This window comes from Paenarthrobacter sp. NPDC058040, assembly GCF_042885775.1.
Classification (GTDB): Bacteria; Actinomycetota; Actinomycetes; order Actinomycetales; family Micrococcaceae; genus Arthrobacter.
In genome coordinates this window covers 41164-52965 of sequence record NZ_JBHVRN010000019.1, presented here as the reverse complement: position 1 = coordinate 52965, position 11802 = coordinate 41164, and the positions used below count along the sequence as shown (strand labels likewise).

The following is an 11802-nucleotide window of genomic DNA, read 5'->3' as shown; positions in this document are numbered from 1 at the left end:
AAAGCCGGCGAATAGCACGAAGGGTGGGCCTCACAACGGGGGAGGCTCCCAATGCTTGTGAGGGGAGCGCTTGCGGGCCCACATCTTGCGGGGCCTGCTTTGCGCCCCAAAGCCGGCGAATAGCACGAAGAGTGGGCCTCGCAAGGGGAAGGGAATCAACCGGGGTGGGTGCAACGCGTGGGGCCAGGCCGGCGTCGCGGAGCATGGCAACCCAGTGCTCGGGTGCGCCGTCGAGATTGAAGCCGCCGGCCGCCGTCGTACTGTCCTCCAAGGAACCACGGACGGAAGCGGCCTCGGAACCAGCAGGCTCAACCCAGGCTGCCGCCCGGCGCAACCGTACGGCCAGCGCTCGCCGCCACGAAACGAAGTCAGGCGACGGGAGCGCGGGCATCGTCGAGCTCCAGGCGGTCGTAGGCGATGCTGAGGGTCTCGATGGCGAGGTCCTTGCCCAAGGCGTCCAGCGGTGCGCCGAACCAGTCGCAAGGCCAGGCGCCCAGGAGGTTCCAGCGGCGGACTTCAGCAGAGCCGGCGTCGTTGAGCATGGCGATGGACACGTTCCGACGCTCCACGGTTCCGTTGACGGCCTTGAACAGCCATCGCAGCATTTCCGTGGAGTCCGTGAGCCCGTACTTCAACGTGACCGGGGTGTACTCCACCTGCCCGGGGATCACGCGGACTGTGCTGTTTTCGCCACCGGAGCGATAGAGAATGCGGCCGATCTTCAAGCCCAGGCCCTCGACGTTGGTGAAGTGTCCCTGGACCACGCCCTGGATGACGAGCTTGAAGTTGTACGCACGGTACGGGTCCACGACGTTGCCGGGCTGGGCGGCCGGGGTTGGGGTTGTCATGTCAGGCTCCTGCGTTTTCTGTCTGGCTGGTGTTGTCCGCCGATTGCATGAGCTTGAAGATCACGAATTCGGCCGGCTTCACGGGTGCGATGCCAATCAGCGTGACTACTTGCCCGGCGTCGCGGACCTCGGGCGGGTTGGTTTCCTCGTCGCACTTCACGAAGAACGCCTGTTGAGGAGTAGTCCCGAGAAGGGCCCCGTCCCGCCATACGTTGGTCAGGAACGCTCCGATGTCACGGCGGATGGACTTCCACAGCGTGTGGTCGTTGGGTTCGAAGACCACCCAGCGTGTGCCATCCGCCACGGATTCCTTGATCATGTTGGTCAGCCGGCGCACGTTGACGTACCTGTATTCGCTGGCTTCGGGGGCTTTGGTCCGCGCGCCCCAAACGCGGATGCCCTCGCCGGGGAAGTACCGGATGCAGTTCACGCCGGCCGGGTTCAGGACCTCCTGCTCACCCCGGCTCACGCGCCGCACAAGGTCGAGCGCGCCCTGGATCGGCTCATTCGCCGGTGCCTTGTGCACGCCGCGGGTCGCGTCAACGCGCGCCCACACTCCCGCGATATGGCCCGACGGCGGTTGGGTCACCTTTTGGCCGGAGACGGGGTCCACCATCACGATCCAGGGGTAGTACAGCGCCGTGTAACCGCCGGGGGATTGGGGTGCGCCGAGGTCTTCCTGCTCGCCGGCCTCAGCGGAGGCGTCAGCGGACGGCGTGTTCTTCTTGGACGTGGAATCCGGAACTCCGGACGTCGCCGCCCGGGTGAGCGCACCGACGTCGTCCACTTTCTCGATCGTGTCCATGATCGCCATGCGGTCCTGCCGCAAAGGGTGTTCCACGTGCTCCTGCAGCGCAGCGTAGGCCTCGGCGGTGGCGTAGCCGGGGGCGGCCACCATGGAGATGTCGTCAACGGCTTCGAAAAGGGTGAGACCGTTCGGCGCAGCAGCCGTGCCGGTGAGGCTGCCGTCCGGTCCGATGTTCACCACATAGCAACGGCTTCCTCCGTTTGAGAAGAAGCCGTAGACAGCGTTGGAGAGGGGCGTCCCCTCAGCCGCGTTGCCGACGTATTGGTCCACGAACTGTGTCCAGTTGTCCAGCACGCGCAGCTCACCCACCAAGGCGTTCTTATCCGGGGCAAGGCCCACGAACCCCGCGATGCTCGTGTTGACTTGCCCGATCGCTCGGGCGCCGCTGGGTACTTCCTGTACATAAACGCCTGGCGCCTGATAGTTCGCCATGGTGCGCTCTCTTTCCTACCCGCAGACAAGCGGGTTCAGGTCCACCGGATAATGACCGGCAGGCTGCTGGTGCTGGCCGAGACTTCCCGTTCAGTGCCGCGTACCGCTACGGCAAAGTGCTGGAGTTCGTCCGCCGAGGCCAGGACCTCAAAGTGGCCGGTCGCATCGCTGACGACGGCCGTGGCGGAGGAATGGGCGTGGATGTAGGCGTCGGGGATGCCTTTGTTGTGGACGTCCACCAAGCGTCCGTGGATGCGGCGGGCAACGCCGGTCTTTGCGATGAGCGGCTCCAGGACAGGTGGTCCGGAGGGTTCTTCGAAGCGCAGGGCTACGGGGATCCGGACCAGGAAACCCAGTCCGTCGACGATGCTCTCCTGGTACTCGCCGGGTCGGTATTCGTTGCTGGAAACGATGGAGTATTGGCTGTGGCGTTCGACGGACAGGAGCAGTTGTTCCATGTTGTCCAGTTGCTCGGGGCCGTGGCATTCCACGGCTACGCGCAACTCCAGGTCCAGCACGGGACCGTCGCGGCGCGATCTGCCCACCCTGTTAAGTGCGACGGCGTGAACCACCACGGGTGCGTCGGGTGCCGGGACCCCGGCGGTGGGGGAGCCGTCGTCGAACCTTACGCGTTGGGGAGCGACGGCGTCGGAAAGGACCCCGAGAAGGTCGGACAGCGACGATCGTACATAGCCCACGGCAGAACCCCAGCTTTAAGGTGATCCACAAACGTAACTGGGAATAGGTTACTCCCGCAGTTGCGCGTAGTCACTGGGGAAACAGGGGTAACTCCATTCGATAGAAAACGTCTTCGGGACAACCGAACCAGGGCTCAGGCGAGGCCGGGCACGCCGTCGTTGATCACGAGGGACTTCTTCGTGGCGGCCGGCGCGCCCGGCTTGGTGACGTAGTCCAGCACGCGGAAGTCCGCCGTCAGCTGGTCCTTGGTGATGCGGGTGTTCACGTAGCCGCGGTTGTCGTTGTAGAACTTCAGGTGCGGGTTCCAGGCCATGGTGGGGTCGGTAGTGGATCCCGTGCCGTCGCCGGTTGACGTGATGGACGTGCACACGAGTTCCGAACCGACCACGGGCGACGCCGGATCCTTGTAATCGACCTTGAGGTCGGTGGCCCAGTGGCGGTGGACGTCGCCGGTAAGTACGACGGCGTTGCGCACCTTCGCGTCCAGCCAACCTTGGGTGATGCGGCGGCGGGAGGCGGCGTACCCGTCCCAGCCGTCCATGGAGACGTCGTCGATTTCGGGTGCCTTGTCGCGGTCCCGCTCGGCGAAGAACACCTGCTGGCCCAGGATGTCCCAGCGCTGGGTGGAGTTCTTGAAGCCGTCCAACAGCCACTTTTCCTGTTCGGCTCCGGTGATGGTGCGGTCCTCGTCCAGGCGCTCGGCCACGTTCTTCCGCCAGCCATCCCCGGCCAGCTGGTCGTCGCGGTACTGCCGGGTGTCCATCATGTGGAAGTTGGCGAGTTGGCCCCACTGGATGGTCCGGTAGATCTTCATGTCGAAGCCGGCCGGGAGTTGCGACGGTCGGAGGGGCATGTTCTCGTAGTACGCCTGGAATGCTGCGGCACGACGCTGCCGGAAGTGCTCGGTGGTGTCGTTGAGCTGGGCAGGGTCGTTGTTCTCCGGGATGTCGTCGGCCCAGTTGTTGTCCACCTCGTGGTCATCCCAGACAACCAACCAGGGGGCGATTGCGTGTGCGGCCTGCAGGTCGGTATCGGCTTTGTACTGGGCGTGACGCTGGCGGTAGGTGGCCAGTGAGACCGTCTCGGGGCCCTCGTGATCGCGCGGGTTGCCGCCGCCGATGACGTAGCTTCCCTTCTTGTATTCGTAGAGGTAGTCGCCCAAGTGGAGCACAAGGTCCGGGTGGTCCTCGGCGAGGCGCGAGTAGGCGGTGAAGTAGCCGTGCTCGTACTGGGCACAGCTGGCGAAGGCCATGGCGAGCGCAGCCGGCGTCTCCCCGGGAGCGGGGCTGGTCAGGGTGCGTCCCACGGCACTGAAGTGGCGCCCAGTGCGGAAGCGGTAGAAGTACTCGCGGCCTGGCCTGAGGCCTTTGAGCTCGACGTGCACTGAGTCGGCGGTTTCGATCCGTGCACTCTCGACGCCGCGGGCTACTACCCGGCGCATGGCCTGGTCTTCGGCGACTTCCCAAGCGACAGCGACGTTGCGTGAGGGCATCCCGCCCAGGCCATCCTCCGCCACGGGGTTGAGGGCCAAGCGCGTCCAGATCACGAAGCCGTCGGGCCACGGCTCGCCCGACGCGATGCCGAGGGTGAACGGATCGGTGCGGAGACCGGCGTCGTCCGCTGTTGAAACGGCCACCGCGCTGACGGGGACAGCGGCAACCAAACCGGCGCCGAGGCCGGCGGAAATGAGGGATCTGCGGGTGATGTTTTCCATGCCCTCGACGCTAAGGAACCTTAGTTGACAGGGTGCGAGGCTGGTGTGAATGGATGGTTAATGGTGTGACAAAGGTTGTTAGCTCATGCCGGACACGGCAGGAGAATGTTGCCACGCGCTGGCGGGTTACCCCACGCGCGGGCAAATGTGTTAGCTTCAAACCATCAGACATTGCCCCCCTCTGAGCCGCGGCTCAAGGGGGCAATTTTCGTTAACAAGGACTTGTGGTGGGTTTGGAGTACACGAAGGAATTCAAAGAGCGCGAAGAGCTGCTTCGGCAGCTTGAAGACCGTGGTCTTGCGGTTCCTGATCGAGCGGCCGCGCTTACTTTCCTCACTCGTGTTGGCTACTTTCGCTCCGGCGCGTACCGGTATGTCTTCCGAGAGTTCCTGCCACCACAGGAGGTCGATTCGAAGCTGCACCAGTACCGCTCGGATGACTATGTAAGTGGTGCGGGCATTGGTGATGTCATGGCTCTGGAGGCGTTCGACTCCCGGCTGCTACGGGTCTGTCAGGACGGCCTTTTGGACTTCGAAGTCCGTCTGCGGGCGGCGATCGCCCATACTCTTGCTGCGAAGGATATCGCCGCCCATGCGTCGAGAGAGTTCTTGGACGAACATAGCTGCGATCAACCAAGGGGGCAGCACACGAAGTTCGATGCATGGACCACGACGTGGCAGGATGCGGTGCGGGCGGCTGCGGAAGACGAGGATTTCATCAAGCACCATGTGTTGAAGTACCCGCGTCAGCCTGTGCCGATCTGGGCCGTCACTGAGGTACTAAGCTTCGGAAGCTTGCCCTATCTTTTCGAGTTGATGCAGACACCGGACGCCCGTGCCGTGGCCCGCATGTTTGGGTTTGCCCACCCCCGGCGGTTCGGAGCGGTGATCCGCACGATGGTCGATTTCCGAAACGTTTGTGCGCATGGTGCCAGGCTATTCAACCGTTCCTTCAAGAGAGCAATTTCCATCGGCGCCCACGACACTGACGGAGTCCTCTTGGCGCATCTCAATGAGCCGGGCTTTACGGCTACACCCAAAGGGCATCAGAGACTCTATATCTACGCAGCCGTCCTGGCGTTCATGCTCCGATCCCACACCGCTGGGACCAATTGGCATCTAAGCTTCAAGACGCAAGTCAAGAAGTTCGATATCACCGTCCGAGCTCCGGATGGCTCCGCGCTCCTTTCTCCGGAGGCAAGCATGGGATTCCCTCTGGATTGGCTAAAGCTGGACCTATGGCAATAGTTGCATGGCGTGTGGCGGTCAGTATGGAATTCATGCCATTGTCCGGCGGGTGGAACGCCACCACGCCACGGTCGCTGCCGCAGCCGCGGGCAAGGGAGTCGGCTCGAGGCCCAGGAGTTGCTGGCTGTGGCTCGAATCCATGACGAAGGGCTGCTCGAACTGGTACAGCATTTCCGCCAACTCGCGCATGTCCACCGAAAAGACGCCCAGCGCCCGCAAGACCCATCCCGGAATGGCACTCACTTTTGGTGCTTTCACGCCGGCCGCCTCCGCAAAAGCTGCAGCCAGTTCGCGTTGCGTTACGGCCGGGCCGGTGGGCGCGTGGAGAACGCGGTTCCACAGCTGGGGGTCCTGCGCCGCGGCGATCATGGCTGCGGCCAGATCAGGGACGTACGTGAAGGAGTGGGGCTGCCCCGCGCTCCCGATCACCTGAAGCGGCTTTCCCGCGAGGACGGGCAGCACCACCCGCTCCCCGCCGTGGGCCATCTTTACGCGTGGTCCGAAAAAGTCGCCAGCCACCACGCTCACCGTGTTCGCCGCGTGCGCGTCACGCGCCTTGAGCAGTTGCGTCCGGACGGCCCGCTTGCCGCCCGTCGCCTCCCGAGGGCCGGCCTCCGTCATGACGCGGTCCGGTTCGCTGTACGAGTACAGGCTTTCAGGAAATACGACGACGGTGCCCGCGGCCGCCGCTGCGTCCATCACCACGCGCTCGGCTTGGGGGAGTTCGGCCGCCCACTCCTTGGCCCGGTATTTGGACCCGTGAATGCAATGGAACACGGCCTCGGCTCCTTGCACCGCCTCAGTCAATTGCCCGGCGTCGGAGGCATCGACCCGCATCCGTTGCACCAAAGGATGATCGGGTCCGCTGCCTGAGCGTGTCAGCACACGTACCTCATGCCCTTGCTCTGCGAGTTGTTCGGCGACAGTCCAGCCGACGGGTCCTGCTCCGGTGACGACGTACATGGTGTGCTCATTTCTTTTCGGAAGAATTTGCGAGAGCAGTGCTCTCTCGAATCCAGAATGAACCCCGAGATGCACGCAAGTCAAGAGCGGTGCTCTTGTTTGTTTCTGCTGCTCTCTTTTGTGGCAAGCTGTTCACATGCCTGAGAACGCCAAGCCGCCGACACCTCGAGAGCGCGCCCGCACCCAGACCATTGCCGACATTGTTCGCTTGGGGCGTGAGCACTTGGCGGTCCATGGGGCGGCAGCGCTTTCGCTCAGGGCTGTGGCGCGGGATCTCGGCGTCGTTTCCTCCGCCGTGTACAGGTACGTCGAAAACCGTGACGACCTCCTCACCCTGCTCCTTATCGACGCCTACAACGAGCTGGGTGATGAGGTGGATGGAGCCGTTGACGCCGTTCCGGCCACCGAATTCGCCGCCCAGTTCCACGCCCTCGGCAAAGCCGTCCGATCGTGGGCATTGCGTGAGCCAGCGAGCTACGCGCTCCTGTTTGGCAGCCCCGTGCCCGGCTACCAGGCGCCGGGGGAGCGCACGACTATTCCGGGCACGCGCGTCATCGTCCGCCTTGTCGGGATTTTCGACGCGGCCTACCGCGCCGGTGCCTTGACCGCGGAGGTGGGTCCCGCCGTCGTTATTCCTCCGGCGCTGGCGAAAGACCTGGCGGATATCCGGGCGGAGATGGGTCTCGCGGCGCCGGATGCGTCGCTCGCGCGGGGCGTGCTGGCCTGGACTTCGCTGTTCGGGGCCGTGAGCTTCGAGGTGTTTGGGCAATACGGCCCGGACACCTTTGCTGCCCGCGATGAGCTCTTTGAGCATCAGCTGTCCGTGCTGCAGGCAGTCGCGGGCTTGTAAGGGGCGGAAGTAGAGTATTCGGATGGCTCGTGGACTGGCTGACATTGGCGCGGAGGGCGTTTTGCTCGCGGGAGCCGGGCGTGCCATTTTGCTTCAGATCGCCGACCCGAGGGTAGGTCACGGCGTCGCGGAGCACAGCAATTTCGTAGACCGGCCACAGGACCGGCTGCGGGCGACCCTGACCTACGTGTACGCCGTCGTGTACGGGACCGAGGAGCAGCTCATAGCCGTCCGCCGGGCGGTCAACCGCGCCCACGCGCCCGTCAGGCGGAGCGGCGACGGCACCTCCAAGGGTTACAACGCCTTCGACGCATCCTCGCAATTGTGGGTGGTCGCAACCCTCTACGACACCGCTGTGACGGTTTACGAGCAAGTTCACGGAACGCTCGACGACGAGACCGCCGACCGCATGTACCGGGACTATGCGCGGATCGGGACAGCCCTGCAGCTTCCGGCGGAGATGTGGCCGGCCGATCGTGCCGCCTTTGCCGAGTATTGGCAGGGGCAAATGGACCTGCTGCGGCCGGATGAGAAGGCCCGCAGGATCGCCCGGGATCTGCTGTATCCGGTGCGTGGTCCTGCGTTGATGCGTTTGGCCATGCCCCTTGCCCGGTTGCTGACGGTGGGCCTCTTGCCCGATCATCTCCGCGAAGGCTTCGGCTTCTCATGGGAGCCAGCCGCTGCCAGGCGGTTTGACCGGACCATGCGGGTACTTTCGGTCCTCTACCCGCGCCTGCCGCAGCGGATCAGGCACTGGCCCAAGGACTACTGCTTGGGAACGCTGGCACCCGCGCGGGAGCGCAAGGTGGAAAATGCGTAATTCGACGCCGGTTGAGGAGCGGATCGATCGGCTCGCGCATTCGTACCTGGATCGCTCCCGAGGCGGTCGCTTCCGAGGCAGGCTCACGGAGTTCGTGGTTTTCGGCCTGAAGCAGGCGTGGGCGTGCGTGTTCGGTGCGCTGCTGCTGGGGGTGATCATCTGCGCCCGCCTTTGGTACCCCGCCGACGCCGGCCTGGCGAGCAACGACTTCCTGACCATTTCGGCGGTCGTGATCCAGGTGCTGATGGTCGTGTTTCGCCTCGAAACGCTGCGTGAGCTACGCGTGATTGTGCTGTTCCACGTTGTGGGGACGGTCATGGAGCTGTTCAAGACGGACGTTGGTTCATGGGCCTACGAAGCCGAGGGAGTCCTCCGGATCGGGGCGGTTCCGTTGTTCAGTGGCTTCATGTACGCGGCCGTTGGCTCCTACATGGTACGGGTGTTCCGACTTTTTGACCTCCGCTTCGACCGGTACCCGCGTCGTTGGATCACGGCCATCGTGGCGGCTGCGATCTACATCAATTTCTTCTCGCACCACTTCATCTACGACGCGCGCTGGGTGCTGCTTGCCGCCGTCGTGATTGTCTACGGACGGTGCGTGATGCACTTCCGGGTGTTCCGCAAGCGGTTCCGGATGCCCATTCTGGTGTCCTTCCTGCTGGTGGCCCTGTTCATTTGGTTCGCGGAAAACATCGGCACATGGTCGCGCGCATGGCTGTATCCGAACCAGCTGAACGGATGGCAGGCGGTCTCGATCGACAAACTGCTGGCGTGGTTCCTGCTGATGATTATCTCGGTGGTGCTGGTGGCGTGGGTGTACAAACCGGAGCCGCTTGACGCCGTCGAAACCCCGGACGACGCGCAAGCTCGCGCGGATGCGGGCGTCACCACCCGGTCGGAGTAAATCGCGCCCGTTTGCGCATCACGATTGCCCGCGTCGTGACAAATCCCGCAACTGAGGCGAGTGGAAACAGTCCCAGGACAAGCTGCGGATAGTGGGGGTGGAATGAATTTTGTGTCGTGCCGTTGGTCATACGGAACGTGCAGTCGACTCCGAGCGGGAAGAACCGGTAGTCTCCGGACGGCAGTGACGGGCTGCCCTCGGGCGTGTAGATGGTGCCGGATGGAAGGTACTCGTCAAGACAAGGCATTGATATGGATGACTGCCTCACAAGAAGCCCGCGGTCAACGGCGCCAACCAGGAAGTACCACGCGACGGCCAGCGCCACGGCAACGACGACGAACGGATGTCTCGCGAGCACGGCGCCTCCATGGAATCGAGCCGATCCGAGTGCATGTGAAGGTCAGTCTGCCAGTTCACGCTGAGCGAAACCAGCCCTGTGTCCCGCGTGATTCCGGGGTTTCCGGGCCGCCAGAATTCAAAGTTGAGCGCACTCGACTCAAGTTTGGATTGACATCTTTCCGACGCTGAGTACAGTTGAGTGCAGAACGCTCAACTAGCCGATTGTTGAGTGGGTCCCCGACCAAGCAAACCGCTTCAGCGGAGTGCTGTCCGGGTGCAATCTTCAACATCGGTCATTGAAAGGAAACAAGATATGTCACGTGCAGTAGGTATCGACCTCGGAACCACCAACTCCGTGGTCTCTGTTCTTGAAGGTGGCGAGCCCACCGTCATCGCCAACGCAGAAGGCGGCCGCACCACGCCGTCCGTCGTCGCGTTCTCCAAGTCCGGCGAAGTCCTGGTCGGCGAGATCGCCAAGCGCCAGGCCGTCAACAACATCGACCGCACCATTGCCTCCGTCAAGCGCCACATGGGCACTGACTGGACCGTCGCCATCGATGACAAGAAGTACACGCCGCAGGAAATCTCCGCGCGCATCCTCATGAAGCTTAAGAACGACGCCGAGAGCTACTTGGGCGAAAAGGTCACCGACGCTGTGATCACCGTTCCGGCCTACTTCAACGACGCCGAGCGCCAGTCCACCAAGGAAGCCGGCGAAATCGCTGGCCTCAACGTCCTCCGCATTGTCAACGAGCCCACCGCGGCTGCACTGGCATACGGCCTGGACAAGGGCAAGGAAGACGAACTCATCCTGGTCTTCGACCTCGGTGGCGGTACCTTCGACGTTTCCCTCCTCGAAGTTGGCAAGGACGAAGACAACTTCTCCACCATCCAGGTCCGCGCAACCGCCGGTGACAACCGCCTCGGTGGCGACGACTGGGACAACCGCGTTGTCGAGTGGCTCCTGAGCCAGCTCAAGGTCAAGGGCATCGACCTCTCCAAGGACAAGATCGCCCTCCAGCGCCTCCGCGAAGCTGCTGAGCAGGCCAAGAAGGAACTGTCCTCCTCCACCAGCACCAACATCTCCCTCCAGTACCTGTCCGTCACCCCCGACGGCCCGGTCCACCTGGACGAGCAGCTGACCCGTGCCAAGTTCCAGGACCTCACCAAGGACCTGCTGGACCGCACCAAGAAGCCGTTCCACGACGTCATCGCTGAAGCCGGCATCAAGGTTTCGGACATCGACCACATCGTCCTCGTCGGTGGCTCCACCCGTATGCCTGCTGTTTCCGAGCTCGTCAAGGAACTCGCCGGCGGCAAGGAGCCCAACAAGGGCGTCAACCCGGACGAAGTTGTGGCCGTTGGTGCCGCGCTCCAGGCCGGTGTCCTGAAGGGTGAGCGCAAGGACGTCCTCCTCATCGACGTCACGCCGCTCTCGCTCGGCATTGAAACCAAGGGTGGCGTCATGACGCACCTCATCGAGCGCAACACCGCTATCCCCACCAAGCGTTCAGAGACCTTCACCACCGCTGACGACAACCAGCCGTCCGTGGCCATCCAGGTCTTCCAGGGCGAACGTGAATTCACCCGCGACAACAAGCCGCTGGGCACGTTCGAACTGACCGGCATCGCCCCGGCACCGCGTGGCGTCCCGCAGGTCGAGGTCACCTTCGACATCGACGCCAACGGCATTGTCCACGTGTCCGCGAAGGACAAGGGCACCGGCAAGGAACAGTCCATGACCATCACCGGTGGCACGGCACTGTCCAAGGACGACATCGACCGCATGGTCCGTGAAGCCGAAGAGCACGCTGCAGAGGACAAGGCACGCCGCGAAGCTACGGACACCCGTAACTCTGCCGAGCAGCTCGCCTACTCGGTGGAGAAGCTCATCGCCGAAAACGAGGACAAGCTGCCTGAAGAGGTCAAGACCGAGGTCAAGGCCGACGTCGACTCCCTCAAGTCCGCGCTGGAGGGCACCGACGACGCAGCCGTGAAGACGGCGTTCGAGAAGCTCCAGGCTTCCCAGACCAAGCTCGGCGAGGCAATCTACTCGCAGGCTGCAGCAGCTGACGCCCCCGGCGCCGGCGCTGAAGGTGCTCCGGCCGGTGACAAGGCAGCTGACGAGGACATCGTCGACGCCGAAATCATCGACGAAGACGAAGCGAAGAAGTAACC

11 protein-coding genes are annotated in these 11802 nt (G+C 63.5%); 5 read left to right on the top strand and 6 right to left on the bottom strand.

From position 1 onward, the window contains the following. Positions 1–368: 368 nt before the first annotated feature. From ACFVSJ_RS22025 to ACFVSJ_RS22010, 4 genes are all read right to left on the bottom strand, one after another. Entirely contained in the window at positions 369–848 is a 480-nt protein-coding gene (locus ACFVSJ_RS22025) for a phage tail protein (protein ID WP_387439240.1), read from the bottom strand. A gap of 1 nt (position 849) precedes the next feature. Then, on the bottom strand, positions 850–2088 hold the full coding sequence (locus ACFVSJ_RS22020; RefSeq protein WP_387439239.1) for a phage tail sheath family protein: 1239 nt from the start codon (positions 2086–2088) through the stop codon (positions 850–852). Positions 2089–2123: 35 nt separating this feature from the next. Continuing rightward, complete coding sequence (locus ACFVSJ_RS22015) at positions 2124–2786, bottom strand: hypothetical protein (RefSeq protein WP_387439238.1); 663 nt, start codon at positions 2784–2786, stop codon at positions 2124–2126. A 134-nt stretch (positions 2787–2920) separates the two neighbouring features. Beyond that, complete coding sequence (locus ACFVSJ_RS22010; protein ID WP_387439237.1) at positions 2921–4501, bottom strand: alkaline phosphatase D family protein; 1581 nt, start codon at positions 4499–4501, stop codon at positions 2921–2923. Between the two features lie 227 nt (positions 4502–4728). Here ACFVSJ_RS22010 and ACFVSJ_RS22005 point away from each other — a divergent pair, with 227 nt between their 5' ends. Beyond that, the gene (locus ACFVSJ_RS22005; protein WP_387439236.1) at positions 4729–5748 is read left to right on the top strand and encodes an Abi family protein; all 1020 of its coding nucleotides are present in this window, start codon (positions 4729–4731) and stop codon (positions 5746–5748) included. A gap of 30 nt (positions 5749–5778) precedes the next feature. Here the strand turns inward: ACFVSJ_RS22005 and ACFVSJ_RS22000 are convergent, their stop codons facing one another. Continuing rightward, positions 5779–6711, bottom strand: a complete 933-nt coding sequence (locus ACFVSJ_RS22000; protein WP_387439234.1) for an NAD-dependent epimerase/dehydratase family protein — start codon at positions 6709–6711, stop codon at positions 5779–5781. 136 nt (positions 6712–6847) lie between these two features. On the opposite strand from ACFVSJ_RS22000, the gene ACFVSJ_RS21995 reads away from it, so the two are divergent. From ACFVSJ_RS21995 to ACFVSJ_RS21985, 3 genes are read left to right on the top strand one after another with little or no spacing between them, the layout of a single operon-like run. Then, positions 6848–7561, top strand: coding sequence for a TetR/AcrR family transcriptional regulator (locus ACFVSJ_RS21995; RefSeq protein ID WP_387439233.1), 714 nt, complete (start codon positions 6848–6850; stop codon positions 7559–7561). Between the two features lie 22 nt (positions 7562–7583). After that, entirely contained in the window at positions 7584–8381 is a 798-nt protein-coding gene (locus tag ACFVSJ_RS21990) for an oxygenase MpaB family protein (protein ID WP_387439232.1), read from the top strand. Then, positions 8374–9285 carry a DUF817 domain-containing protein gene (locus ACFVSJ_RS21985; protein ID WP_387439231.1) on the top strand — a complete coding sequence of 304 codons (912 nt, stop codon included), beginning with the start codon at positions 8374–8376 and terminating at the stop codon, positions 9283–9285. Before ACFVSJ_RS21990 ends, ACFVSJ_RS21985 begins: the two co-directional genes overlap by 8 nt. Here ACFVSJ_RS21985 and ACFVSJ_RS21980 read toward each other — a convergent pair. After that, positions 9266–9643, bottom strand: a complete 378-nt coding sequence (locus ACFVSJ_RS21980; RefSeq protein WP_387439230.1) for a hypothetical protein — start codon at positions 9641–9643, stop codon at positions 9266–9268. The genes ACFVSJ_RS21985 and ACFVSJ_RS21980 overlap by 20 nt on opposite strands. A gap of 294 nt (positions 9644–9937) precedes the next feature. Between ACFVSJ_RS21980 and dnaK the strand changes: the two genes are divergently transcribed. Continuing rightward, complete coding sequence (gene dnaK, locus ACFVSJ_RS21975) at positions 9938–11800, top strand: molecular chaperone DnaK (protein WP_387439228.1); 1863 nt, start codon at positions 9938–9940, stop codon at positions 11798–11800. Positions 11801–11802: the final 2 nt, after the last annotated feature.

Excerpts from the sequence above, each read along its gene's own strand:
- ACFVSJ_RS22025 (WP_387439240.1), bottom strand. The coding sequence starts at position 848 with ATGACAACCCCAACCCCGGCCGCCCAGCCCGGCAACGTCGTGGACCCG.
- ACFVSJ_RS22020 (WP_387439239.1), bottom strand. The coding sequence starts at position 2,088 with ATGGCGAACTATCAGGCGCCAGGCGTTTATGTACAGGAAGTACCCAGC.
- ACFVSJ_RS22010 (WP_387439237.1), bottom strand. The coding sequence starts at position 4,501 with ATGGAAAACATCACCCGCAGATCCCTCATTTCCGCCGGCCTCGGCGCC.
- ACFVSJ_RS22000 (WP_387439234.1), bottom strand. The coding sequence starts at position 6,711 with ATGTACGTCGTCACCGGAGCAGGACCCGTCGGCTGGACTGTCGCCGAA.
- ACFVSJ_RS21995 (WP_387439233.1), top strand. The coding sequence starts at position 6,848 with ATGCCTGAGAACGCCAAGCCGCCGACACCTCGAGAGCGCGCCCGCACC.
- ACFVSJ_RS21990 (WP_387439232.1), top strand. The coding sequence starts at position 7,584 with ATGGCTCGTGGACTGGCTGACATTGGCGCGGAGGGCGTTTTGCTCGCG.
- ACFVSJ_RS21985 (WP_387439231.1), top strand. The coding sequence starts at position 8,374 with ATGCGTAATTCGACGCCGGTTGAGGAGCGGATCGATCGGCTCGCGCAT.
- dnaK (WP_387439228.1), top strand. The coding sequence starts at position 9,938 with ATGTCACGTGCAGTAGGTATCGACCTCGGAACCACCAACTCCGTGGTC.